The following is a 26,330-nucleotide window of genomic DNA, read 5'->3' as shown; positions in this document are numbered from 1 at the left end:
CTACTGCATCGGCGCCGTGTGAGCCGTCGCGGTGAAGCTCTAAGTCCAACTTATTCAGAAAGCCCTCCCTCAAGACTTCAAGTTGCTCATCCAAGAGGTTGATGAGTTGTACACGCTCGTTGTATTCCAACTGAAACCCTCGCGCCCCGCCCTCACGCACTTTGATCCCATTACTAAATAAGCGGTCATAGTCTATATAGAGACCATCTACTGCTCTGCGCCATGGGAACGAGGCTTGCTCAGTGGTATTGCGCTTATTGAACTTGACCGTCTCCTCACCAAAGGCCCAGCTAAAGTTACTACCGTGTTCTTTACGGATGTTCTCGACTACGTTCTGCTTTGCGCCTAATAAGCTTTTGCGCCCTTCCATGAGTTTTTTAAGGAAAGGTCTCTCTACCGCGATTTGATCGACCGGTAGATTGCGCAAGTATTCATCTAAGGAAACCTTAGCTAACTCTTGCAAGTCTGTATTTGAAATTGGCATATGCCACCCCATCAATAGTTATTTAATAAATTAGTTGTCCTCAATACCTGTTGATGGAGCGTGAACCCATCCATTGCTACGCTGCTAGTTGCGAATCCAGCTTTAACGCATTGGCGTGAAGCACTGAGATCAATTATTGGGGTGACAGATATAGCTTTGGGATATTTGTGGGGTTTTTGTTGGCATTGCTCAATCTAGTTGCATGGCTAATTAATATGGGTTACACTAATCCCATGTTTGAACAATGCCTCTATTTCAATACCACCAGCCTAGCTCGCCAGCTAGAGCGGGAGTGGACGAGTGCATTTAAACCTTTTGGGCTCACCCCTTCTCAGGCTTTCATGCTCAGAGTGGTTTTAGATAAAGCCCCACTACTCCAAAGCGAGTTGGCCAAGGAGATGAATATTAGCCGCCCTACTGCTACCCGGGCCTTGGATGGCTTGGAGCGCCTGTCTTTAATTAAAAGGCTGGCATCGGAGAAGGATGGCCGGGAGCAAGAGATTCATCCGACTAAAAAAGCCATGGAGATGAAAGATGCCATTAATTCTGCCAGCGTAGCCGTAGCTAAACGCCTTAAGAAATCACTTGGAACCAGTCATTTTGAAGAAGCTGTAGATCAAATTAGAGGCATTAGCTCAGCCCTGAAATGAGCTCTTTTTTATTTCCCTAATAGTTGCATAGCTAACTTGTTGTTATGTACAGTCAAATGGAGAATCAAATGAACATCGAACTAGGTAATACCACTCTTCATGTAACCGAGAGCAATAAAGTGAGTTTTTCACGTGCGAAAAATATACGTCTTGAATGCGTACATGGAAATATCTGGCTTACCTTCAATGACTTGCAGGGCGACTTTTTACTCGCCAAAGGGGACCAACTCATCATTCCAAGCAACGGCATTGCTCTGATTCAAGGGCTGCCAGCGGCAACAATGAAAATTATCAGCCCTCAAATAGCCCCAAACAATCTAGCAAGGCTATTGAGCTCGATTCGCAATCATTTTTTAATCACAGTAAGCCCATAACCAAGGAGAACACAATGCCCATCTTGAACGTAAAAGTGAGTGGCCAAAAGAGCACTGCAACTACCAAAGCTATACATGAACTACTGCTAGATCTAACCCACCGCATTCTAGGTAAGAAGAAGGAGGTAACCGCAATTGCAATTGACTATGTAGATCCTGAATGCTGGATGGTTGGCGGCAAGCTATTAAGCGAGCAAGGTAAGAATAGCTTTTACTTTGATATCAAGGTTACCGATGAGACCAATACTAAGGATGAAAAGGCTCGGTACATAAATGAGGCTTTTGATGGGTTTGAGCGAATCTTAGGCAATCTGCATGAAGAGAGCTATATCTACGTACAGGATGTTAGAGCTGCCACATACGGGTATGGTGGAAAGACTCAGGAATATCGATACCACCGTTAGGGACTAACCCTTTCGCACTAGTTTTTATGCCCAATGTGTCAGTGCGCCACCTTGGGCATAAAAGAGCGTATCTTTTCCCGTGGCCGTCAAGGGTTCGCAAGCCACCCCTATGGGGTGCCCTTGACGGAATAGCAATTGGGTGTAATTGGGTGTAAGAATGGGTGAGTGACTTCTCCAAATAGAGTAATCAACATATAGAAAATGTGGTTATTTCACATAAATATGCATATTTATTGACAATAATTTATAATATAAGCATTATTATTGACATTACTCGGTAAATAAAGGCCTTATGAGCACTTCTATTGACAGCCTCCCCCTCCTCCTTTTTAGCTCGGCAGGGGATAAAGCTAATGCTCAGCGCGTTTCTCGTTTGGCAAGGGCTGGGCGTTTGCGCAAGATTTATAGCGGTGTTTATACGAGCGACTTAGAAAGTCCTCTTGAGCAAATCGTCAGGCCTCATTGGCAAAAAATCGCTGAGCATCTTTATCCGTATTCGGTTGTAGCCTACCGCTCTGCGCAACTAGGCAAGCCTGACGATCAAGGCAATATCTTTCTAGTTCATGGCAAGCGCGTGCGAACTATTGAACTTCCTGGTCTTAGGTTAAATATTTTGCCCGGCGCTCCCGCCATTCAGAATCACAGCCCATCGGTAAATGACATACCGTATGGAAAGCTCTTTTTCTCATCAGAAGCAAGAAGGCTTTTAGAAAATCTCTACACCGGCAAAGGTTCCGAGATTCGCACGATGGGTCGCCCATGGGTTGAGTCGCATCTAAGCAAACTTTGCACAATTCGTGGGGAATACAAACTCAATGCCTTACGTGATGATGCCAAATCCATTGCTAGCGAACTAGGTTTAGATGCTCAATTTAAAGCCCTGACAAGTATTGTTTCTGCCCTAATGCAAACTGGCAAAGCTCGTTCATTGCGCGCTGCAGACGCCCTCGCACGAGCCGCTGGCAAGCCGTACGATCCAGATCGCATTGAGATCTTTGAAACTCTGTTTACCGCCTTAAGGAAACCACTTCCCCTGATTGCAGACCCAACCAAGGCTGGGGTAAGTGCATTTAATTTCGCTTTCTTTGAATCCTATTTTTCAAACTACATTGAAGGCACTACGTTTACTGTTGAAGAAGCCTCGGACATTATTTTTGATGGCAAGATCATTCCTAAACGCAATGAAGACTCACATGATGTACTTGGCACATTTAAAGCCATCATGGAGCAACCCTTCCGCTCTAAGCCCCCCAAGAATGAAGATGATTTCTTGGCATGGTTACAGCAATGCAACCACCAAATACTTTCTAGCCGACCAGATAAAAATCCAGGCCAGTGGAAAGAAGAATCTAATCAAGCGGGAAATACCATCTTTGTGCACCCTGAACTAGTAAAAGGAACATTGCGAGAAGGCTTTAAACGAGTTGCCTTGCTTGAAGATCCTTTTGCGCGCGCATTAATGGCCATGTTTATTGTTACCGAGGTTCATCCATTTATGGACGGCAATGGAAGAACTGCGCGCTTAACCATGAATGCCTACTTAACTCAAGCTTCCGCTTGTCGCATCATTGTTCCAACAGGCTATCGTGAAGACTACCTGTTACCGCTCAAGGCGCTGTCACAAAATAATGACCCAACCCCATTCATACGCTCGATGACGCGAGCATGGAATTGGACTGCTGGATTTGATTATTCTGACTTTGCCAAGCTTTGGGAAGAAATGAAGGCTTGCAACGCCTTTACGGATAATCCATCCCAATACCAATTGCTTGATCCGCGCGATATAAGCTGATTTATTGACAATAACTCAATAAATAGGCATTTTTATTGACAAAATAACTGATTTTTATCGGTTATCAGCACTTATATCTACATGTCGCCTATTGGTGACATGTAGATACCGATTAATTAAATTCCCATATTGCCAAGATGTTGAGCTATGCGATCCATCGGTTGTTCAGAGCTAGCTACCGGCGCACCTAGGGTTGCTGTTCGCGCCCGTATAGGTTGAGGCCGATGTTCAGGCCTCTCTTTATATTGCGTAATCTTGACCTTAGACCAATCCGGTGGAGGCATCTCTATGGAGTTGTAAATGGAGTCAATAGTTGCCCACCACCGAGAGATCTCATTGTTCTGAACAAACATATTCATATAGAACGGATCTTGCATGTATTTCACAAACAATGCAGATTTGAAGCTGTGATCAACTTCATCCTCCCTGGTAGATAGGTAATTAAGTATTTCTTGCTTAGCTTCATTCACAACATTAAACAGGTCGGGCTTGAGATGTCGTTCTAGCAAATTCTTCGCAGGGGCCTGCCGCTTAGCGCGCTCTTGTGTATCCAGGATGCTGCCCACCAGCTCACCTTCAACCTGGTAGCCGTGCACTTCATCTAATAGCTTCTCGACCCTTGCTTTAAGGGTTTGGTTTTCTTTTGCAAGATCGCGGTTGGTATTGATGATCTTCTGAAATCGATTCTCACTGCGAGCTGATTGTGGCACTTGCTCCTGATCTTCAGGTGTTTGTTCAGCGCCCGTTAGGATGCGGTCAATAAGCTCTTTGCCACTTTCTACTTGCACTTCTGGCTGTAGAGCAGTCTCTATCGTGAGAACGGCAGGTGCAGGCATCAGCGCGCTCATGTCATAAGCTGGCGGCAACCCTTTCTTAGCATCTACGCTTGGATCCATAGCGGGTATTGATACAGGTACATGAACCGCCCCCTTCACTATTTGCAATACCGGCTCCTCGACCTCTAACTCCTCCAGCCCTTCTGAATCCTCAAGCTCTTTAGCCACCACTACAGGCTTTGGAGCTTCCGCCTTAGGTGCATCTGGGACTTTGCTTAGATCATCCAATAGCGCTGCAGCCTGAGTCTGCTTTTGGTTTTGACGATCAAGCTCTTGCTGCTTTTCCAGTAGCGCAGCAACCTCGGCGGAAGCTTGTTTGCTAGCTTCCTTCTCTTTGTTTTCAGCAAGCCTTCTATCTAGGTCTTGTTGTTTCGCTAAGCGAGCGGCCTCCTTGGCAGCAAGGACCTTTAGCCTTTCCTCTTCATCACGGGCTGATTTTTCCGCGGCCTTACGCTGCTTTTCTTCTTCGGCAGCTTGTCTTGCTTTAGATTGCTCAGCCAATTCAATGGCGCGGTCTTCCCTGGCTTTATTGCGTCTTGCAGCTGATTCGGCTGCATGCTTTTCATATGCCTCTTTTTCTAGGCGCTCACGCTCTCGCTTGGCTTCACGGTCTTGTACCCGCTGAATAGCGCCACCATTGCTCAATACTCCAGAACTAAAGTTTTTCACTTCTTGCATCTGCCATCTCCTCTTTTGATTGTTGTTCTGTACTGCGATTGTCTCCACCCATTTGCCACATCCGATTCATCGAAAGATCACTGTCGATATCTACGTATCCCTCAGCTTGTTTTTCTACGTTCGGTATAAATAGATTTGAATCGATGCGATCGTCATATCGCAAGAGAGTCTCTTGTAGGAGATTACGGATATGTTCGTAGTCCATTCCTCTTGCTTGCAGGTTTTGCATCTGGATTGATAGATTCGTAATCATGGGCAAAATCTTCAGCCAGCTCTCTTTGTCTTCTATGCCGTCTGGCGCCCCAGTAGTGCCCGCCCTAATGCGCAAGTCCACCATGTCAAAGATTCGGTCTTTGGTAAGTTCTGGCCAGTCGTAGGTTTTCTCGATGGTCATGACTAGTTCGCCATTGATCATGGTGGTCTTAGTACTTGGTGGCCCCATGTAGCGCTCTACTTGCTCTTTGGTCAGTTCTTGTAAAAGTACCTGGGCGCTGTATTGGGCAATCTCTTGTAACCAATCTTCGATCTGGTCTTTGAATTCAAATACGCGCCCGGATAAGGCTCTTTGTAAGATGTTGGCTTCTGTAGCCGTCTTGGGTCTTACCACCGTGGAGCGTGCGGCGTCTTGCAAGCCAGTGACTTGCTCCCAGTCATAACGTACTGCGCTGGTGTCATAGACGATGGGGTCAATCTTGGGATGACCCCTGGGGACGATTACCTGGTTAAGTGGTTTACCTTCGGTATCGACAATCGTGATCTCACCGAATCTTGAGTCCGAGTGCTTCTTGATGGTCTTCTCATTGATATCAGCAGAGGCTACCCATCCTGGTATGCAGAGGTCTCGGTGTTGATTAAAGCGATCTCTTGCTTCGTTGTGTTCGTCCTGAAGACGTTCTGTTAGGTCCACAAGGCTTGGGCCAATGAATTGGCCATCGACTACTTGGTAAGGCAATAAGAAGAATGGGTACCAGCGCTCTCCGGCTCTTGGTGGGGAATAAGGCTCGCGCAGCCATTCAGTCGCGCCCTCCACCATGGTGTATACGCGCTGAGTTGCTCTATCCCAGATCTCCAGTACTGCTATTTGTTGATCATCAGTCACTGGTCCTGAACCAGCATTCATTTGCATTGAGGCAAGACGTTTGGCTTTCTTATGCGATGGCTCGCCTTGGCCTGGTTGGTAGATCTTGGCATTAGCTAAGTTCTTTTTATAGAGCGCCTCTGCTTGGCCACGCTTCATGGGGATGATTTGGCAGATCCAATCGGCATCGGTGTAATCCCAGAACTCGCAGATAGATGGATCTATGAGAAGGTTTTCTGTAAGTACTCTGTCGATTACTAATCCCTCAGCAGACTGGACTTCTGATTGCTCCTGCAGTGAGTTGATGAGTTCCTCTAACTCCGCTCTCTTGGCATCATGATGATGTTGATCATCACCCTGAAGGTCTCGAACCAAGTCTTCTATGGCTAGAAGGTTTTCTTGGGCATCATTAATACGACCCTGGATATAAGAATCTTTGCTTGGGTCTCGCTGATACATCACTTTCAGAATTCCGAAGCTGCAGGTCAGTGCTGCCCTTACTGTCGACTTGGCTCTATTCTTAAGCTGAGCGTGCTCAAGCGCTCTATTGGTGACCTTCTCTAGTGTTTTACAGAAGAGCTTGATATCCGCGCCCGAGTGGGTTGGTGCTGTTGAGATCTCTGGGTTACGTGCATAGACGTTAGGTAGAACTGCAGAAATCGTGCCATGTATAAGGTTAGCTCTCAGGCTATAGAAGTCTTTGCCAGTGGGGTTTGCATTCCAGTTGAAGCCAGCTACAGTGTTACGGTTATGCCTTACGCGTTTATGGAAGGTTGCCCAGTGAGCGCGCGCATGTGTGATGCGGGCGGTCCATTTTTGTTGGAGGGCTTTGGAGTCTTGGGGCACATCATATTTATAGCGCCCTTACTTTATTTTCTTGAATTTATTTGGGATATTTCCGATGCAATTTAATTAATGTGCGACCGATGCTGCGATCCCCATATTTAATAAGAAATAGACATTTAAATACTCATTGCCTTTGCAGGGCAATTGGATCATCCAACTGCAATAAGCATCAGCGCCCTCTTTGGGTGGCATTTTTCGTACTGCAGGCATTGGGTTAACTATTGAATCGTATCGTCAGGTGTTGGCCCACCTAAATCCACCGCTTTCCCCGAGGCTATGGTTTGATTTGCCTGAGCAATCACTTGGGCGCCAACTTGCACCGCTTGCGCAAAATGTGCGATGACCACGTTACGTAATTCATCAATTTGAGAAAGCGCATATTCCTGCGTTGGAAAAATACCCGGCATCTGAATTACTCGACCGTCTTCAGCTAAAAATACTGTTTTAACAGTAACGCCACCAGCTGTAGTTTCCACCAAGAAAACACTACGCCCAGATATCTGCTCCGCTTGAGCTACTGGCTTTTCGTCATTACTTTTTTCATCCGTCATTTTCTATCTCGTTTTAGCTTAAATTTATTAATATAGGTTCAGTGTAGACATTACTTCGATAGCCACATGATTACTCCGCCGAGGTTGCAATCCCTTTTTTAAGTAAAAAATCGGCGCTCAAGTACTCCATACCAACGCAAGGTGCAGTCATCAATGCCCTGTAATAGGAATCCGCACCTTCCTTGGGTAACATTGTCCTCAAGTAGGATTTGATTTCACCTAACAGCAATGGGTTAACCTCTCGCGTTGCCAAGCAATGCCTTAAACCGGAAAATGACTTTGCTTGATGAATCCCAATCCTTGAGCCATCTTTATGGGGGACAGCTAGCGATACAGTACGCTGGCTACCGCCAATAAACACTAAACCACATGCTGAATCACAAACCTCATTGATGTGGGCAATGATTTGATTTTTACGTAATAGCCTACCAATCTGCATCGCGCTATGGACATCTCCACCATGCGATTGCAAAAGAACAATCTTCTGCTTACATTGCTTTGCAGATAACTCCGCCAGCGCAAGACCAATTAGCCACTCAAGATCAGAATTAATTTCGCCATTGAGCAACAAAATGCATTGCTCCTGGTTTGTGTATGCACTGAGTTGACCGCCATCGTAAAAATGCGTGTGATCATTTTGGTTAACCTCAGCTGGGGCGCAAGCGAGCAGCGAAAGCTGCAAGATTAATCCTATGCAGGTACATAACTTGCGTAAATTAATCTTGATAATTTCTGCCATAAAAGCACCTGCTTTAGGATGAAATGTACCCGCTTAGTATAAGCCTCTAGGCCAAATGTTATATGGGAATTTTGGGCTTGAACCATTTATAATCTACCGATGAAAAAACAACTCTCTTTATTGCTTTATGCAGCGCTATTGACTGGTCTTACCAATGCCTACGCTGCTTCAGACTCCCCTTCTTCAAAAAAAGCGGCAGTAGATTCAAAAGGTGCAAATATCAACTTTTTTGCTACCGTTAATGATGCTTTTTTGTCAAAAGGCTTGCTGGAACTCAATATCAAAGCCGCTATGGCGCAGGGACAAAGAAATACCCCTGAACTCCAAAAAGCTCTCAAGGAAGAGTTAATTAATCGCGAGCTTTTAGCCCAGCAAGCTGAGAGGATGGATTTAGAAAAAAACATTGATTTAGATGATCAATACACACAGTTGCGCCAAACCCTCTTAATTCAAGCCTTAGTTGAGGACCACTTTAAAAAGTCCCCAATCACTGACGCTCAATTGCGCGCCGAGTACGATCGTCAGCGCAAATTGACTGGCGATGCCAGCTCTGGAATGCAGTACCGAATCAGCGAAATCGTGGTTGCCAACGAAACCGATGCCATTGATCTGATCAATAGAGCAAATAGAGGTGAGTTATTTGGCAAGTTGGCTCAACAGTACTCCATTAGCGACGCCACTAAAGCCAATGGTGGTCAATTAGGCTGGTTATTCCCAGGGCAGCTGATGCCAGAAATGCAACAGCTCGTTTCTAAACTCAATAAGGGCGCCGTATACCCCATGCCCATTCAAGTCCAAGGGGGCTGGGCAATCATCAAGCTAGATGACAAGCGCAATTACAAGCTACCCACTTTTGAAGAATCTAAACCCCAGCTTCGCCAAGCTTTTATCCAGCAATACTTGGTTGAGACCGTGAAAGATCTCAGACCTCGCGCCAGAATTACCTATTAATCACTGGCCAAGACATCAAATCATGATGTCTTGAAGACGGCGGGAGCCTGGCACAACTTGCTTAGGAATAGGCGCTACATTGGTTGGAGGCACAATTGGAGTGGGGTTATTCTTACTTCTGCCTGCCTCATACAGCGCCTTCCTAATTGCTTCAGCGCCGCCCAATAGGCTAAAGCGCGTCACTCCAAATGAGCCGGATTGCAGTGGAACGGCAAAGCTAACAACACCTCCTCTTTTTACGACTTCCAAGGTAGTGTTAAAGGGCTCCAGAATCTGAAAAAGTACCCCGTTGATTTGGGCGCACCGCATGTTTAATGCGGCGGCACTACCTACCCCACTCATCAAGATGGGTGACTTGCTGCCCGGCTGACAGCGCAAGCTGTCATGCAGATAGAACATGCATTGGTCACCCTGACAATACAAGCCAAAAGATGTTCCACTTGCACTAGTGGAGGCCTCAATAGAGTTCGGAGAAGTTTGCACCATCCAATCGCCCACCACTGTTTTCTCAGTAGCAGACAGACTAAGACTAAGGCTCAGTAGGAATACCGCAAGCAGGCCCTGTCGCACAGATAAAGTCATTCACGCTTTCTTAAAAACTCGGGGATATAAATATCATCATCCTCGCATGGGGCAGCGGGAATATCAATGCCGAGCTCTTTGGCGTAAATACTAGTGGCTTGCTTGAGAGTTGAATCTACCTTGGTGAACGGGAAGCTATCACCTCGCTCTATGGCAGTGATTTGCACTACCGAAAGACCGCACTTGCCAGCCAAAATAGCGAGATTATGACCCTGGGCTTCGCGCTCATCCTTGAGGAGTCTGCCTACTCTTCTCGCTTCCTTTGTGGGGTCTGAATTACTCATGGCCAAGATAGGCAGTTACTAAAAATTACTGGGGTAATTATTTGGTAACTACCAATACCTTTTCACTGAGCGTCTGATTGCCACGCTTGAGTGTTAACTTGACCGAGATTGGCAAGGTGACGTTACCAAGCTTAGGCACGGTAAAGGTCTGAGTAGCAGAGTTAAAGGTAATGCCTGCTGGCAATGCTGCGCCATTGGCTAATGTTGCGTATACCTTCGTACCTTTAGGCAAGAGTAGCAACTTATAAGTAGCAAGCTTAGCTGTAGCGCCCTTATTTTCACCAGACAAGTCGATCAAGTCTTGAATGATTTGATCTGGTACTGGGAACTTAAATGCGCCAGAGCTTGGTACTTCAATAGCTTGTAAGTACTCAGGCATATTGTCTTTGTCGCGGACGTAGAGTAATTCACCCTTATAAATGAGATTCTCTGGATCTCTACGAACCACATCAGCAGCTACTTGTTGTTGCAAGATCGCCATATTGCTAATCTGCTGAGGCGGCGCAATGATTTCAGCTGTCAATGGGAACGTCACATCAGCGATGTAGTAATTTCCATTACCTAAAATAAGATCCGTCAGATTAGCCGTCACCACAACACCAGTGCCTGGGTTTGCAGTAGCAAATGTGCCTGATAAGACGCTACCAGTCAATGTGGATGTATCTGAACCCAACAAACCAGTGATAGTCGGCGTGCCGGTAATGACCGCTGCTGTATTGCCATCATATTGTTTATTAGCAGCCACCAAACCACTGATAGTTACAGGTGCAGGTGTAATTTTGGCTGTCGTTGTTACCGGAGTATTACCGACTGCATAGTTCAAGGCATCTGGACCAGATAAGGTCACGCCATTAAAGGTAACGGTGATGTTGTTTCCCACGTTAGGTGTAGCAAATGTAGCGCTTCCAAAGTTCGCTGTTACTGAATCGCCAGGGAATAAATTAACCATCGACAAGGCGCCGTTAGCTACAGTATTAGTGTTGTATACCTTATTGCTTGCGGATGCTGCAATAGCAGGACCTGAACCACCGGCTCCATAATTAATGATGTATGGAGTAATGGTGAGATTGTTATTCACATAGGTGAACTGGTAGTTACCAATATCTGCACCAGCAGTTGATAAAGCGGAGCCATATACTCCAACAGTTTTGCCAGTGGCAATGCCATTCACAGTCACTAAATCACCAGCAACGATATTAGGTGTCAAAGTAGCCGGTACCTGTGACTGAACAGCGCCGTTATAAGCTGTAGTAGCTGCAGTCGCAGTGACCGTTACGGCTAAAGGCATCACAGTCAACGCACCTGTTGTTACTGTTGCTGTTGTAGTCAATCCAGCCGGAATTGCAGACAGGCTTGATGCTAGATAGTCATAGTTACCAATTTTGATATTGCTAGATGAGCTGATATTGGCACTTGTAGTTACTGGCGTTAAATTGAAGCTGATCTCGGCATTTGCAGAATCACGGAACACATAAGACACCACAGTTCCAGACGTGCTTGAACTTACAAATGTGAGACTGCTAATAGCGGCGCCATTAGAAGCAATATAAGTGGCTGTAGGTTGCGCTGGATTAATGATTGGGCCGGCAGTAGCTGTGCCCGTACCGTAGGTTGTAGTCACCCCAGCTGTGGATACCAACAGCTGTCCTGCAGGAACGATAGTGTAAGTGGCTGGAGCATAAGTAATCAGATAGTTACCCAGGCCAGTTCCAGTTGCGGCGCTAGCAGTAATCGAATATTGACCAGCCGCAGAGTTTGCGCCTGTAGCAGTTGCTGTTGTTGCAAGGGTTGCTCCAGTCACAGATGCGCCTGGCAATAAACCAACCACTGGAGCATAACCCAAGGTATTTAATGGCTTGCTATAGAAGCTTGCTTGATCAAGCGCATATATAGTGATCGATTTGCCCGTGATATTGGCTGTCAATGTAGAGCTTGGGCCAGTCACATAGTAGTTCCCTGCATCAGCACCAGTCAGCGTCACACCAGCCATGGTGGTGTAAGCCACGCCATTGATGGTGGTAGATGTTGTTGTTGGGGTTACAGCTAATGCTGTGCCTACGTTGGACTGACTGAAGGTGCCAGTGTATGGACCAGTAGAGGCTACAGTCACTGCGTCAGTACCTAATAAGCCAGACAATGTTTGTACGCCAGTAGCACTAATGGTTGCCGCTGTTGTGGTGTCATAGACCTTGTTCTGCGCAGCCAAGCCTGTTGCGATCGTTAATGGCGCAGGCGTGATGTTGGCTGTTGCAGTCACCGCCCCACTACCAACTGCATAGTTAGGATCAGACAAAGTCACACCATTAAAGGTGACGGTAATACCATTAGCTACATTCTTGCTCGCAAAGTCAGCAGTTGTGTAGCTTGCTGTCACTACATCACCAGCAAACAGACCAGTCATACCCAATGCGCCAGTAGCTGCAGTGCTTGCGTCATAGACCTTGTTATTGGCAGTGGCTGTAATGCGTGGGCCAGTAGTAGCGTTTGGATCAATCACATATGGTGTGATGGTCAGAGCAGCATTGGTATAAGTAAAGCTGTAGTTCGCCGCATCAGCACCGCTAGCAGCCAGGTTAGAGTTGTAAATACCCACGTTTCTGCCAGTAGCGATACCACTCACAGTCACCAAGTCACCACTCAAGATGCTTGGGTTTGCTACAGCAGCTACTTGAGACTGAGTAGTGCCGTTATAGACATAGCTTACTGGCGCAGCAGCGATATTGACTGCCAACGGAGTAACGGTCAGATCGCCAGATACTACGGCAGAGCCTGCAGTCAAGTTACCAGAAGTGCTAGCAAAGTTTGCTGCAGCCAATGGATAGGTGCCGATGACGATATTGCCTGAAGTACTTGTTGTTGTACCTGTTGGTGAGAGGTTAAAGCTCACGGTACCGCTAGCACCATCAGCGTAGGTATACGTTGTTACGCCACCAGCTGTTGTTGCACTCACAAAGCTCAAGTTACTAATCACTGCGCCGCTAGTAGTCAAGTAAGAAGCTGTTGGGTTGGCGTAAGTTGCCGCTGTACCGTATGGCGTAATCGCCCCACTCGTTTGTACACGCAACTGCCCTGCTGGGATGATGGTGTAAGTCGAAGGCACATAAGTAATGTCGTAGTTCGATGCGCCACTGCTAATCGTTGCAGCGCTCACCGTAATAGGGTAATTATTGCCAGCAACAGACGAACTAGTTGCAGTAGTAGCTAGAGTTGCTGCTGTGACGGTGTCACCACCCAATAAACCAACAGTGGAGTAGCTTAGAGCACCAATCGCCTGGGTTACGAAGGATGATTGGGTGTTAGCAGTAATTGTGAGTGGTGCTGGAGTAATTGCTGCTGGAGCAGTTACCGCGCCAGTACCAATAGTGTAGTTAGCAGCATCTGCACCAGATAGTGATGGGTTAGCAAAAGTTACGGTAATACCGCTAGCCACATTCGGGTTAGCAAAGCTGGCTGCTGAGTAGTTAACTGATACCACGTCGCTACCAAAGAGGCCTGCCATTGCCAAGCTACCGTTCGCGACAGTCGTCGTGTCATAAATCTTGTCGATAGCACTAGCAACGATACGTGGGCCAGTAGTTGAACCAGGCACGATCACGTACGGAGTAATGTTCGCTACCACTGGTGCAGAGATACCAGTGACATAGTAGTTCCCTGCTGCTGCGCCACCTAAGGTCACACCAGACATCGTGCTGTAGTCCACGCCACCGATAGTTGTTGTGGTCAAGCTTGGAGTAACGGTTAAGTTGCTACCCACGTTTGATTGGCTAAAGGTACCAGTGTATGGGCCAGTAGACGATACCGAGACAGCATCACCACCTAGTACGCCAGATAGAGTTTGGGTGCTCGCAGTAATAGTAGCGGCGGTAGTGCCGTCATACACTTTATTTTGCGCAGTTACTCCAGCAGCAATGGTTAATGGTGCAGGTGTGATGTTCGCAGCGATTGGGGTAGTTAAGCCAGTGACATAGTAGTTACTTGCCGCTGTACCAGTCAAAGTCACACCAGCCATGGTGGTGTAAGCCACACCATTAATCATGGTCGTTGTGGTTACTGGCGTAACGTTCAAGTTGGTACCGACGTTAGATTGGCTAAAGGTACCGGTGTAAGGTCCAGTAGACGATACCGAGATCAGATCGCTGCCAAGTACACCAGTCAAAGTCTGGGTTGCAGTGGCGTTAATGCTAGCCACAGTCGTAGTGTCATAGACCTTGTTCTGAGCAGTCAGGCCAGAGGTGATGGTTAATGGGGCTGGGGTGATCGTCAATGTGCCATTGGTAATCGTGCCAACGTAGTAATCACTTGAAGCAACTAAAGTTAAGTTGCTTGTGTAAGAACCAACATTGGTACCAGTTGCTGTTCCAGAGAATGCAGTTGCAGTATCACTACCCTTCAACCCAGTTACGGTATAGCTCGTAGTTTGCTCAGCCGCGTTGTACTGAACGGTTTGACTTGCAACCACAGCATTAATCTGAATCGGGGTAATAGACAGGCTACCCTGGTTGTAGGTAACGGTGTAGTCAGCTGGGTTGCTTAGTGTTGCCACCAAGGAATCCGGTACGGCACCTTGACTGACATGGGTTGCTTCTGCATAGCCAGCAATAGTTGCTGTATCTGAACCCTTCAGGCCGCTAATAGATGCACCACTATTTGTTTGAACAGCGCCGTTATATGCGTAACTATTGACTGCACCAGTTACAACCAATGATGCTGGGGTGATCGTTAATGTGCCATTAACGTATGTTGGGGTGTAGTTCGAGGCAAGCGTGCCGCTGATAGTCAATGCATCAGTAGTCAGTCCTGCATGCAACCCAGTTGCATAACCAGCTACTGTCACGCTATCGCTACCCTGCAAGCCAGTTACAGTGGCTGCGGTATTAGTTTGTGTGGCACCGTTATAGGCGGTTGAGCTATTTGCGCCTGTAATAGTCAATGGCGCAGGAGTAACCGTAGCCGTACCGTTTGTAATAGTGACGGTGTAGTTTGAGAAACCAGAGCCTACAGACCCATCGATCGCATAAGAACCTACATTAATTGCGCCGACAGCTGAACCACTCAATGTCACTCCACCCAAACCAGCAAGAGTTTGGTTATTCTTCAAGGCGCCACCGGTTACGGTAACGCCACTAGAAATCTGTCCGGCAGTAATCGGATTGGCGTTGTAAACCTTCGATACATCGGCAACTGTCAAAGCCAATGGTGCCGGGGTAATTGTTAAGGTGTTGGTAATCGTTGTTACGCCCAAGAATGGACTACCAGCTTGGTTGTAATTATTTGTATTGCTTACAGCATTTGTGTATGCGCCGACATTCCAAGTAGTACTTGCGCCACTGACTACAGGTATTACACCCTGGTCGGTAATCGCTGGAGTAACGGTAATTGAGTATGCGCCATCAGTATAAGTATCCCCAGACTTAGTTAAAGTCACTACGGTTGTATTTACGCCTGTGCCGGTAGCAAATTGGACAGAGGCAACTGTTGGCGCTGCTGCAGTTCCATAGGTAGTTGTTGCCGCATTCATAGTAATCACAAGAACATCTGCTGGTGTAATTGTGTATGCACCTGGAACATAAGTTACGTTGTAATTTGCCAAATTAGTGCTAGTGACTCCACTTGCATTAATGGCTGTTGGATAAGTTCCTGTTGCCGCAGTAGTTCCAGTTACGGTACTAGTTACAGAGTTAACTGTAGCCGTATCAGATCCCTGTAATCCAGCAATAGTCGCAGTAAATACTGGATCCGCTTGTCCATAGAACTTACCTGCGTTATTTGCTGTTACCACCAAATTGGCTTTATTAATCGTCAATACTGGGGCATTAGCTGTAACGGTGTAATTACCTGAATCTACACCAGACGCGGTATAAGCAGCGGCATAGGCGCCAGCATTGGTGCCGGTTGCATTCCCAGCGACGGTGACGTTATCGCCAGCAATCAAACCGGTAACAGTAGGTGCCGCTAAAGACTGCACTGAAGCGTTATAAGTAGCTGTTAAATCCACACCAGTAATAGTCAATGGTACTGGAGTAATGTTCGCAGTCGTTGTAGTGTTAGCGCCGCCAGATAACTGATAGTTTGCAGAATCTGTGCCGGCTAAAACAACACCACTAATAAGTACGGTTTTACCATTACCGACATTCTTATCTGTAAACACACCAGATAAAGTGCTGGTTTGCAATGTGACAGTGTCACCTGGCAATACGCCAGTTGTAGTAATAGTGCCTACATTCAGAGTAGCTGCTGTAGTAGCGTCATACACCTTATTTTGTGCAGTAATACCGTTAACGGTAATGATTGCTGGGGTAATGGTATGGGTACCGTTGGTGATGCTAACGGCATAGTCGCTTGGGTTTGACAAGCCTACAGAGAGGCTATCTGTATAAACACCAGCATTAATACCAGAACCATAAGTACCGCCAATGGTGGCTGTATCGGATCCCAACAATCCAGTAACTGTTGCTGCGCTATTGGTTTGTGTAGTCTTGTTGTAAACGGCTGATGTTGTTGCGCCGACAACAGTTAACGCGACTGGGGTAATAGTGATAGACCCCGGCGCATAAGTGAAGGTGTAGTTACCAGCGGATGCACCACTAACAGTAAAGACATCAGGGACGGTACCTTGTGATACATGAGTAGCAGTAGCGACCCCACCCACTGTGACAGCATCCCCAGTAATAATTCCGGTGGTGGAATAGGTATTGGTTTGTAAAGCGCCGCTATACGGATTAACGGTTGTATTACCGGTAATGGTTGCCGCTTTCGGAGTAATCGTTAAAGCACCATTAGTAGTGGTGATGGTGTAGTTATTTGCTGACCCAGTGGTAAATACTGGGGCTAATACATCCGCATATGTACCAGCATTAGTGCCCGTGCCTAGAACGCCCATTGGCAATGCAACTGCGTCACTACCCTTTAAGCCGGTAACAGTAGGAGCAGTATTAGTATGGGCGGCAGCATCATAAGCAACAGAGGTCGTGGCACCAGCAATCGTCAATGGCGCTGGAACGATAGTCAAAGATGCCTGAGCGCCAGAATATGTGACGGTGTAATTTGATAGACTGCCACCAGTAATGCCGGCAATTAAATTGGCATCAACCGTGTTTGTATACACGCCTACGTTGGTTCCAGAACCTAAGCCAGTTGTTCCTAAAACCGCAGTTTGTCCATTTTTCAGGCCGCTAATAGTCAATCCAGTTGCTGCATTAAAGGTTTGCGCCGAGCCGTTATAGACTACACCTTGCGTTGGCGCAGCAGCAGAAATCGTGATTGGTGCTGGCGTAACAGTCAACGGACCAGTCGCGTAGGTGACATCGTAATTGCTACTACCAAAACCGCCCGTTCCAGTAGCTCCGCTTGCTACGATGCTGTAGCTACCAGCATTTGTTGTAGCTGGAACATTAGCAGAACTATTGTATTGAAGCGTTGCGGCAGTAATAGCATCACCATTTGGTAATGTGCCAATGCTATTAGTAAAGGCTGTTGTGCCAAGAGCTAAAGCAGTACCGTAAACAGTAGATTGCGCATTAGCAGTAACTGTTACGGCCAATTTGTTGACAACTAAGTTGGCAGGAGCATAGGTAATCGCATAGTTAGTGGCATTAAATCCACCAGTACCAGTTGCAGCGCTTGGCACTATTGCAGAGCTGTAAGTACCAGCACCTAATGTGCCAGGAACAGTTGTAGAAGTAGATGCGCCAACATAATTTACAGTTGCGCCTGTAATTGCATCCCCCGCTACCAAGTTGTTAGATGCGGTATAGCCAGTTTGAGTAATTGGTGTAGCGCTACCGTAAGTAGTAGTAACTGGTGTTGCGGTAATCGTGATCGGACGAGGAGTCACCGTCATTAGGCCGGGCTGATAAATATAGCTTGCGCCAGCTATTGAAGGTGAGCCACTTGCAGTTGTAATAGATACTGCAGATGGTGTAACAGTGTAAGGACTACCTCCAACACTGGCAGAGGCAATTCCGCCGGCGCTGGTGAATGTCAAACTATCAATGGTGTAAGTACCACCTACCGGCAATCCTGTAATCGTATAAAGAGCAGACGCTGGCCCACTGACAACTGCTACGCCGGATCCGTTGTATGTAATTGAGGATGGTGAGCTAATAGCGCTTGATCCGTAGATCTTTGATTCAGCCAATGCAGTAATCGTAATAATGAGATTGGTTGTCGTTGTTAAAGTACCAGGAGCATAAGTAATCGCGTAATTGCTTGCCGAACCCGTGCTAAATACCGGCGCACTTGCATTAATGGCATATGTACCAGCTGTTGCTTGCCCAGTGTAAGTTGGGGCAGCCAAAGTCACACCGGAAATCGCGTCACCCAACACAACGCCGTTTGGTGCAAGTGCCAAACCACTTGTTGTGAATGCAGTAGTTCCAGCAGTAAAGACGTCACCCGCCTGAATCGTTTGGTTAGAGGCAGTAATCGTTAATGGTGCAGGAGTAATTACCAAGCCTACAGGACCCAAATTAAGAGTAATGCCTGAGCTAACCAGGGTGCCATGGGTACTTGTCAAGCTATAGGCATAGCTTGATGCAAAAGAAGTGGCGCTAGTACCGTTAACTTGCTCACCCGCAACCGTACCAAATGATGCTCGGGCTGATGTCGGTACAGCTTGTAATGAGTTGATGAAATCATCCATTGGAAGAATGAAATTCACACCATTGACGGTTGTTTTCATACAGCCCGACGTGCTAACGCATCCGGTAGTTCCGTTTGCCACATAGCCAGGATTTACTGCTGGATCCTTAACAAACAAGGCATTTAATTGATAGTCCAATGAACCAGCAACAGCAACATTACCAGCGGTGGCAAGTGGATCATTCTGGCCATAAACCTTAACAATATTTCCACTTAACTTAGCGGTAACAGTTGGCTGAATACGGAATTGGATTACTGGGCCATTGGCAGAGGTTGTTGTCCATGAGGTAAAACCTGTGCCACTCGCAACGTTAGCTGTGTTGATTGCAGCCAAGGTATCTAACGGAATGGAAGTAGCCGCAACATTACCAGCAGCATAAGCCTGACCAAATAATGTATTGTCAAATGTCAGCGTATTTAACGAGCTATCAAGAATATTCAATGCTGCTTGTGTAGTGGTCGTGCCAGCAGTTGTACCAGGCGAGCCAGCGTAGAGGTACACATCACCCAAAGCAGAAGTAATCGTATTGCCAGCAACAGTCGTAATTTGTCCGCAGGCCGATGCTGAGCAAGTGCCAGTAGAGACAGTACCAACTGGGTAATAGGCGCCCGCCTCAATCACTACAGGGCCGGTACCGTTGTTAATAATTTTAGGCGGTATTACGTTACCGTTTTCTGAAGAGGCAATAAAAATACCGGCATTGGAATTTTGTGTAAAGAGGGTTCCAGATATAGTGATAATTCGGGCATACAGACCAATAGCGCTGACATTAATCGAGCCAGCTGTCGATGCATTTGTAATAGAAACGATATCGTTATAGTGCCCAGAAATCGCAACAATATTTGTTTTGCCACCTATTGAATTGTTATTAATGGCGACATTACCGTTTATCTTTACGGCATTCTGTGTATTTGCCCCAGATGTCATGTTGTATATCGGTTGTATACCGATAATTTCAATCGCGCTAGTGCCAGCAGCAAAAGTTCCGGTTGTTTGAAGCGTTGTTAAAGCACCGCTTAGTCCATCAGTAATATCAACAGCGTTACAGCAGGACACAACCGCTGCAGTTGTCGCGCCAATCACACCTCGAACGTAGATTCCATTTGATGCGGTAAGACTAGAGGAAATATAGATACCCTTTTGTGCAGTTGCGATAGTCCCATACTGCCACGCATTGTTTGTATTAATACCGCCTTGCACACCTGCAAGATAGGTATTGTCAAAAGTGATTGAGCCAGGCACTACCAATGCTGAGTTAACAATAATAGGTGCGCCACTAGCAAGATTGTTGTAGTTGATATAGTTGCTTGATGTACCAGTAAAGGTCAATGCGCCACCATCAATTGTGGATAAGCGCGTACCAAATGTAGTGTCGTAACTAACTAAAGAATTTGTTCCGCTGGTATTTTCAGCAATGGTGATGGCACCAGCTTGAGAAATGATGTTATTTGATTTAAAGAGAATACTTCCACCATTTGCATTAGCCGCAATTGCGCCTGTTTGAGAAATACCAGTCTTGCCGCCAGTATTAGTAGCAGAAGTCTGAGCACCACCGCCCCATGCGTAAACTTCCAGATCATGCGATGTGCAATCAACACCTACCGCACATGCATTGATCGTCATTGCGTTTAAGCTCACGATGGTGGTTGGCAAAGCTGTTGCATTACCAGTCACAATGATCGAATTACCAGTGATTAATGCAGTGTCTGAAACCGCAGTGCCCGTAGTGGAATTACCAGTAATAGTGACAACACCGTTAGTTGCCTTAATGATTCCCCCAACATCTTTAAAGCCAATAGCTCCTGCCGCAGCAGTCGAACCAGTTAAAGTGATTGCGCCTGATGAAGATGTAATAGGTACACCGTTGATATTGATGCCGCCTGCACCACCAGTTCCTGACATCCAAATATTGCCCACCGCATTAATGCCAGTAAATGTAGTACCGTCAGTGATGGTTTTAGAAGTTTGAATATCAATACCAATGCCGCCTGTAGCACCATTTAGGGCAGCCGAGTTTGGCACTGCTGTAGCCACGTTAGGGATAGCGGTACCGCTTGAATTTGTTTGAGTTTGCAGGGTAGCGCCCTCAATCCACAAGTTACCGCCAACATTAGTAACCAATTTATCAAGATACAAATTCTTAACTGTAGTTGAAGTACCAAATGGTGTTGAGCCAGCGATGATGGTGTCACCGCCAGATTTAATATAGGTTGGACCTTGTAGACCCATGTAAATAGCATAGGTTCCCAAACCGCCAGTATTTGAATTAAATCCGCTGATAGTTACATTTCCACCAGCTGCAATTTTAGTAAAGGTTAATGCATTACCGTATATCCACACACCATATGCGGCGTTATTGGTTGTTGCATTGATATCAGAACCAGAAATCAGAATATTTCCAGAGGCGACAATATTGGCAACCTGGCCTAGCAACACACCAGCTGAAGATGTGGATCCAGATACACCAATGATGTTGATGTTGCCGTTATTTGCAGTTATGGGACTTAGAATATACGCGCCATATACTGCAGGCGATATACCAGTAAAGTTGATGTCTCCAGTGGTGGCAGTAGCTGAAAACCCAGTTGCTAGATTAATCGCATACGTAGCACTACCACCAGCAGAGACACCATTAACTGTAATTCCATTAGCACCAGAGTAGGCTCCAGACGAAATTGGACCCTGAATATTTATACCGGTTCCCAAAACCGCCGATGTAAGAGCATTATCAAAATTAATAAATCCAGACGCGGGCGAACCACCTGGACCAGCCGTGCCACCATAAGTATTATCTAAGGTGATAAAACCGGGCATGGAAAGTGCACCAACGGTAATTGAAGCGCCCGCAGATTTTTCAATAAAGTTAATTGCAGTATTCGACGCGGCTACCCCACCCGTCAAGGTTAAAGCGCCAGCAGTGATGGATGAATTCTTATTTCCCGCCGTGGTGTCATAAACAATACTAGAGGCAGTACCACTTGTATTGGCTGCAACAGTTACAGCGCCAGTCTGACTGATATCGCCATTTGACTTAAACAGCACACTTCCGCCATTCGCGTTATTTGCAATAGCGCCAGTTGATGCAATCCCCGGCGCTCCTGCATTAGCGGTATTGTGATTACCAATCACGCTAATTGCAGTTGCAGCAGTTGACTGATTGGTAACTGTCAGCGTGTTTGCGCCTAATGCAACTGCATTCAAGGTCGCGCTGTTGTTAAGCGTATTAATTGCAATGTATTGATCGGATTGCAATGCACCAGAAACGGTTAAACCAGCAGCTGTCGTAAGAGATGCCGCCAAGCTAGCTGGTGATAAGTCAGATACACCTGGAGTAGTACAGCCTAAGCAGGTGTTATCAAGCTGAATATAGCCAGTAACCGTTACAGCACCAACAGTCAGCGCGCCGCCGTTTGCTAGTTCAGTGTAATTAACCACTGCATTTGGTGTGCCCGCTGTATATGCAACAGCACCAGTAGTAATTTTACTGTTTTGGTTGCCTGTTCTAGTATCAAAAACGATGTTCTGTGGCTGGGTTGACGTATTTGGAGCAAGCGTAATCAGACCGGTCTGAGAAATATCGCCATTAGTTACGAATGAAATTCCGCCGCCTACAGCATTGTCATTAATGATTGCCGTTGAATTAATGCCGGCATTTCCGTCTGTAGCTATGTTACCGGTAATGCTTACTGCATTTTGTAATGTTGCAATGTAACTAGCATTAGCAACAGTATTTACTGTAATGGTATTGCCGACCAAAGAGACGGCGGCCGTCGTTGCTGCTGCAGCCCCAGTGCTCGTGCCATTGATGGTAATTTTTGAACCGGTGATATCACCAGTTGCATTTGCCGCTACGCCAACGCTAGTAACACCAGTACCGGAGATGGTGACCTGACCATTAGATGAAATAACTGGATTATCGATCTGAATGGAGGCATCCGCGCTAGTAGAGGATGAATTGAAAGTGATATCTCCGTACGCACTGACACTCGCCGATTTCACCCAAATGCCACCCTTTGCACCAGTCACATTTGCGTTCAATGTTAACGAACCCGCATAAGATGAGAATGCAGAAGTAATAGTGATAAAGGGTTTTTGCACTCCCGTACCGATTGGTACGCTTGTAACTGCATTACCTGTTACGTTAAAAACAAAATTACCGTATGAGCTTATCGGTGCATTTGCTCCATATGCACTAACTACATAACCAGCGCCTGCTGTGCCTGTTGCCCGTACATTTGCAGTGAAGGTTCCTCCTGCATTAATTGGGTTATTACCTCTTGGCTGCCATGCTCCTTGTCCGGTAGTACCATCATTATTGGCCCTACTTGCATTAATAATGACATTACCACCGCCAGTAGTCGTCGCTCCAACTGCCGCACCATCTTGCGTTGTATTTATGGAGGCGCCAGTATCCTGATTAATAATGCCATTAACAATTGTTCCTATAGAGACAGCAATTCCAGTGGGGTCACCCAACCCAGTAGCTGTACCGCCTGTGGCGTCAAGAACGGCATAACCCCCCATTGTTGTGATGACTTTTGAAGCGCCAACGTAAATGTTTGCCCCCTTGTAAACCGTCGAACTACCTACGAATGAATTGCTTGCCCAAAAGGACTGTCCTAAAAAATTAATTTTTCCGCTTGTGGAGGTGATGTTGCCTTCAATGTTTAAAACACCGCCAGAGTAATAATTCAGATTAACGGTGCCTAGCCCAGTATTAGTTGTAGCAAAGCTAATTTGAATTGGGGCGGTAGATGGCGTAGTTGTAGTTCTATTATCTAAAATTAGTGTTCCAGTTACGCCAGCAGCAGGAGCAAATGCCAAAGCTGCAGACTGCGTGATTGATCCAGTGGCGATTACGCTAACTGTTCCACCAGCATTCACTGCCGCTACGATATCGCTTGCCTTAATGTTGGTCACGCCTGCATTGGCAAGGTCGCCGGCTAAAGTACCAGTTGTGGATGTTGCGCCAATGGTGACGTTCGTTGGATCTAGCAACCACTCGGCTGCATGTACAGTAGCGCCGTCTGTGCCCAGCAACTCACCAGATGTCTCTACTTTATTAGCCGTTAATGTGGAATTGGTTACAGCAACTAGTGCTGCTAATGCTCCAGCAGAATAAGCCTCACGACCAATAGCAATCGTGCCATTAGCTGCAGTGATGCTGGAATCGTTAACTTGAATTTGTTCACCGAATACGACGATGTTGCCGTTTGGTGCGTTGATGCCAGTTTGGCTATCAATATTGATGTTGCTGCTGGTGATGCTTGTTGCGTTGTTGCTTGTTGCTGCTGCTACTGAATCTTGTACAAAAGTGATAAGTGCTGGAGGTGCAGTTGCAGGTGGCGCGAGGATTGTGCCGTTACCAAGGTTGTTGATCTGACCAAGATTGATCATGCCACCAACATTCAAACCTTCTACACTAATTAATGAACCAATGAGATTGGTTTCAGTTTTGCCAGCAATCATGATATTGCCAGCAGTATTTGATTTTCCGATTGAATCAACAATACCGTTAATAGCTACTTTACCGGCTGTTGAAGTAATCGTAACTACTCCACCATTTACACCGTTGCTAGAAATATAACTATTTGCATCAACAGTAATATCGCCTGTTGCAAGAATGTTAATTAATCCACCATTGCTTAAATATGTATTTGATTCTGCATTTAATCCATTTTGACCATTGCGACGATTTGCGCCAGTAATAGTATTTGCAGAATTTAAATTGCTTGAGCTTGAATTATTTTGATTATTACCATTGGAATTAATATTTCCAAGAATATTAATAATCGCACCAGCTAAATAAATATTGGAATTAGATCCGCCATTTGTATTTACAGAACCATACACATTGATTCCTTGCGCAACTGCGTAAACAGATCCGGCAGTGATGTTGCTATGGATATCAATTTGTCCGCCAGTAGCGATCAAGTTCAATGAGGTTGCTGTATTGCTTGAATAGATGTCGGCACCAGCCATGATACGAATCAATGCAGACTGGCTATTAGTGCAAGAACCAAACGCGCAGGCACTACCAGTAGCGTCTAAGGTAACGCTAGTGGTGTTCAATGCATTGCTAATAGCGGATGCTGCTGCGCTATCAATGATCAACGCTATTGGGTCTATGACCCACATACCGCTTCTGCCTATAGGAGCAGAGGTATCTACAGTGGCGCTTGCTGCAATAGCAACATTACTTTTAGAGCTAGTCTCGATGTGACCACCGTTACCACCCTGTGCGCCACCCTTTGCAAAGAGGTTTCCAGCAACTAAGGTCTTGATTTGAGACCAAATATTGATGTTTCCGCCATTGCCGTTCTGGGTTGCTGATGCATCCACAATCGCATTTGCTTCAATTGCAACCGTGTTTGCAAGTGTATTTGCCTGGTTTACGCCAACGTTAATGTTGCCACCAGCTGTCGCACCTGTTGCAGTAGTTTTTGAACCGCTTGCAAGAGTAATGTTATTACCCTTAAGGCTAATATTTCCGCCATTTGCTTGCGCAGAATTAGCTTCAACAGTGCCATTTTGCTCAATTGAATCTGCAGTTAATGAGATTTTTCCACCAGAAGTATTAATATCTGATGCAGAAATCACGCCAGTATTTTTAATTACTGAGCCCATTAATTCTTGTGCAGAATTTGCAGCAATAATAACTTGACCACTACCTGCTTTAATTAATAATTTATTTGAAATTAATGCATTTACTACTGATGCATCAACTGAAACGCTGACTAATTGACTGCCAGAAAATGTCAAACTTACTTTTTGACCAGAAACTAATGCAACTGCATTATTTCCGCCCATCGTTGCAGTAATTACGCCAGTATTTTTTACTTGAGGCGCCATTAATGCAATATAACTATTAATGTTATTACCGGTGATATTGCCGCGGTTAATAACTTTTCCAGTAGTGCCGCCTTCGTAAACTTGGGTCGCATTACCAGCCATAAATTCAGTTGCGGAAATATTCATGGTGGTTGCCACCATTCCGCCGACGTTCACTTCCGCACCTTTTCCAAACACGACACCATTGTTATTTACAAAAATAACTTGGCCATTGGAATTGACTGCGCCATTGATCATGGACTTTGAAGCGCTGTTAACGTAATTGAGTGTTGCTGCCTGGGCATTTGGTTGATTGAAGTTCACTTTTGCTTGTGAACCCACATCAAAACTATTCCAGTTCACCACCGCGCGTTGCGATGATTGATTAATGTTCATGGTGTTACCGGCCGTCGTGATGGTTGCGGCACCAGCCACAACTTGTCCACCCGTTGGCAACGCATTTGGCGCAGGAGCGGCTGCAAAGCCCTGCTGCGCGAAACCAGCAACGGCTAAAGCCGCTAATAGCTTAGCGGCTTTGAACTGCGATGTGCAGTGTTTCCTGTGCGAAGTTTGCGTAATTCGGTCTGTCAAAATTTGTATTTCACTTAA

At 46.1% G+C, this 26,330-nt stretch carries 13 protein-coding genes; 5 read left to right on the top strand and 8 right to left on the bottom strand.

Annotated elements, in window-relative coordinates:
• Positions 1 to 484, bottom strand: a 484-nt coding sequence (locus tag ICN25_RS04860) for a phage major capsid protein (protein WP_216179470.1), incomplete at its 3' end; no start/stop codon positions are given.
• A 233-nt stretch (positions 485 to 717) separates the two neighbouring features.
• Between ICN25_RS04860 and ICN25_RS04855 the strand changes: the two genes are divergently transcribed.
• From ICN25_RS04855 to ICN25_RS04840, 4 genes are all read left to right on the top strand, one after another.
• Positions 718 to 1,134 carry a MarR family winged helix-turn-helix transcriptional regulator gene (locus ICN25_RS04855; protein ID WP_216154775.1) on the top strand — a complete coding sequence of 139 codons (417 nt, stop codon included), beginning with the start codon at positions 718 to 720 and terminating at the stop codon, positions 1,132 to 1,134.
• A 68-nt stretch (positions 1,135 to 1,202) separates the two neighbouring features.
• Positions 1,203 to 1,508 (top strand): DUF2917 domain-containing protein, encoded by a 306-nt coding sequence (locus tag ICN25_RS04850; protein ID WP_216179469.1) that lies wholly within the window; start codon positions 1,203 to 1,205, stop codon positions 1,506 to 1,508.
• Between the two features lie 14 nt (positions 1,509 to 1,522).
• Positions 1,523 to 1,912: a 4-oxalocrotonate tautomerase family protein gene (locus tag ICN25_RS04845; protein ID WP_216179468.1), complete on the top strand. Its 390-nt coding sequence runs from the start codon at positions 1,523 to 1,525 to the stop codon at positions 1,910 to 1,912.
• Between the two features lie 292 nt (positions 1,913 to 2,204).
• Entirely contained in the window at positions 2,205 to 3,704 is a 1,500-nt protein-coding gene (locus tag ICN25_RS04840) for a Fic family protein (RefSeq protein ID WP_216179467.1), read from the top strand.
• 116 nt (positions 3,705 to 3,820) lie between these two features.
• On the opposite strand, the gene ICN25_RS04835 is transcribed toward ICN25_RS04840, so the two are convergent.
• The 4 genes from ICN25_RS04835 to ICN25_RS04820 all read right to left on the bottom strand — a co-directional run bounded on the left by ICN25_RS04835 (position 3,821) and on the right by ICN25_RS04820 (position 8,432).
• Positions 3,821 to 5,218 (bottom strand): hypothetical protein, encoded by a 1,398-nt coding sequence (locus ICN25_RS04835; protein ID WP_216179466.1) that lies wholly within the window; start codon positions 5,216 to 5,218, stop codon positions 3,821 to 3,823.
• Positions 5,196 to 7,142 (bottom strand): hypothetical protein, encoded by a 1,947-nt coding sequence (locus tag ICN25_RS04830; RefSeq protein WP_216179464.1) that lies wholly within the window; start codon positions 7,140 to 7,142, stop codon positions 5,196 to 5,198. Before ICN25_RS04830 ends, ICN25_RS04835 begins: the two co-directional genes overlap by 23 nt.
• A 218-nt stretch (positions 7,143 to 7,360) precedes the next feature.
• The gene (locus ICN25_RS04825) at positions 7,361 to 7,693 is read right to left on the bottom strand and encodes a hypothetical protein (protein ID WP_216179462.1); all 333 of its coding nucleotides are present in this window, start codon (positions 7,691 to 7,693) and stop codon (positions 7,361 to 7,363) included.
• A gap of 70 nt (positions 7,694 to 7,763) precedes the next feature.
• On the bottom strand, positions 7,764 to 8,432 hold the full coding sequence (locus ICN25_RS04820; protein WP_216179460.1) for a hypothetical protein: 669 nt from the start codon (positions 8,430 to 8,432) through the stop codon (positions 7,764 to 7,766).
• Positions 8,433 to 8,531: 99 nt separating this feature from the next.
• On the opposite strand from ICN25_RS04820, the gene ICN25_RS04815 reads away from it, so the two are divergent.
• A complete protein-coding gene (locus ICN25_RS04815; protein ID WP_216179458.1) occupies positions 8,532 to 9,383 on the top strand; it encodes a peptidylprolyl isomerase in 852 nt (283 codons plus the stop codon).
• A gap of 15 nt (positions 9,384 to 9,398) precedes the next feature.
• Here the strand turns inward: ICN25_RS04815 and ICN25_RS04810 are convergent, their stop codons facing one another.
• The 3 genes from ICN25_RS04810 to ICN25_RS04800 are packed head-to-tail and all read right to left on the bottom strand — an operon-like array spanning position 9,399 to position 26,312.
• A complete protein-coding gene (locus ICN25_RS04810; protein WP_216179456.1) occupies positions 9,399 to 9,965 on the bottom strand; it encodes a hypothetical protein in 567 nt (188 codons plus the stop codon).
• The gene (locus ICN25_RS04805; RefSeq protein ID WP_216179453.1) at positions 9,962 to 10,249 is read right to left on the bottom strand and encodes a helix-turn-helix domain-containing protein; all 288 of its coding nucleotides are present in this window, start codon (positions 10,247 to 10,249) and stop codon (positions 9,962 to 9,964) included. Before ICN25_RS04805 ends, ICN25_RS04810 begins: the two co-directional genes overlap by 4 nt.
• A 37-nt stretch (positions 10,250 to 10,286) precedes the next feature.
• Positions 10,287 to 26,312 (bottom strand): YDG domain-containing protein, encoded by a 16,026-nt coding sequence (locus ICN25_RS04800; RefSeq protein WP_216179451.1) that lies wholly within the window; start codon positions 26,310 to 26,312, stop codon positions 10,287 to 10,289.
• Positions 26,313 to 26,330: the final 18 nt, after the last annotated feature.

The sequence above is a fragment of the Polynucleobacter sp. 80A-SIGWE genome, from assembly GCF_018882295.1.
Taxonomy (GTDB): Bacteria; Pseudomonadota; Gammaproteobacteria; order Burkholderiales; family Burkholderiaceae; genus Polynucleobacter.
Note: the sequence above shows the minus strand (reverse complement) of the source record. Positions and strands in the feature narration are given on the sequence as shown.

Excerpts from the sequence above, each read along its gene's own strand:
- ICN25_RS04805 (WP_216179453.1), bottom strand. The coding sequence starts at position 10,249 with ATGAGTAATTCAGACCCCACAAAGGAAGCGAGAAGAGTAGGCAGACTC.
- ICN25_RS04820 (WP_216179460.1), bottom strand. The coding sequence starts at position 8,432 with ATGGCAGAAATTATCAAGATTAATTTACGCAAGTTATGTACCTGCATA.
- ICN25_RS04825 (WP_216179462.1), bottom strand. The coding sequence starts at position 7,693 with ATGACGGATGAAAAAAGTAATGACGAAAAGCCAGTAGCTCAAGCGGAG.
- ICN25_RS04845 (WP_216179468.1), top strand. The coding sequence starts at position 1,523 with ATGCCCATCTTGAACGTAAAAGTGAGTGGCCAAAAGAGCACTGCAACT.
- ICN25_RS04855 (WP_216154775.1), top strand. The coding sequence starts at position 718 with ATGTTTGAACAATGCCTCTATTTCAATACCACCAGCCTAGCTCGCCAG.
- ICN25_RS04850 (WP_216179469.1), top strand. The coding sequence starts at position 1,203 with ATGAACATCGAACTAGGTAATACCACTCTTCATGTAACCGAGAGCAAT.
- ICN25_RS04835 (WP_216179466.1), bottom strand. The coding sequence starts at position 5,218 with ATGCAAGAAGTGAAAAACTTTAGTTCTGGAGTATTGAGCAATGGTGGC.
- ICN25_RS04840 (WP_216179467.1), top strand. The coding sequence starts at position 2,205 with ATGAGCACTTCTATTGACAGCCTCCCCCTCCTCCTTTTTAGCTCGGCA.
- ICN25_RS04810 (WP_216179456.1), bottom strand. The coding sequence starts at position 9,965 with ATGACTTTATCTGTGCGACAGGGCCTGCTTGCGGTATTCCTACTGAGC.
- ICN25_RS04815 (WP_216179458.1), top strand. The coding sequence starts at position 8,532 with ATGAAAAAACAACTCTCTTTATTGCTTTATGCAGCGCTATTGACTGGT.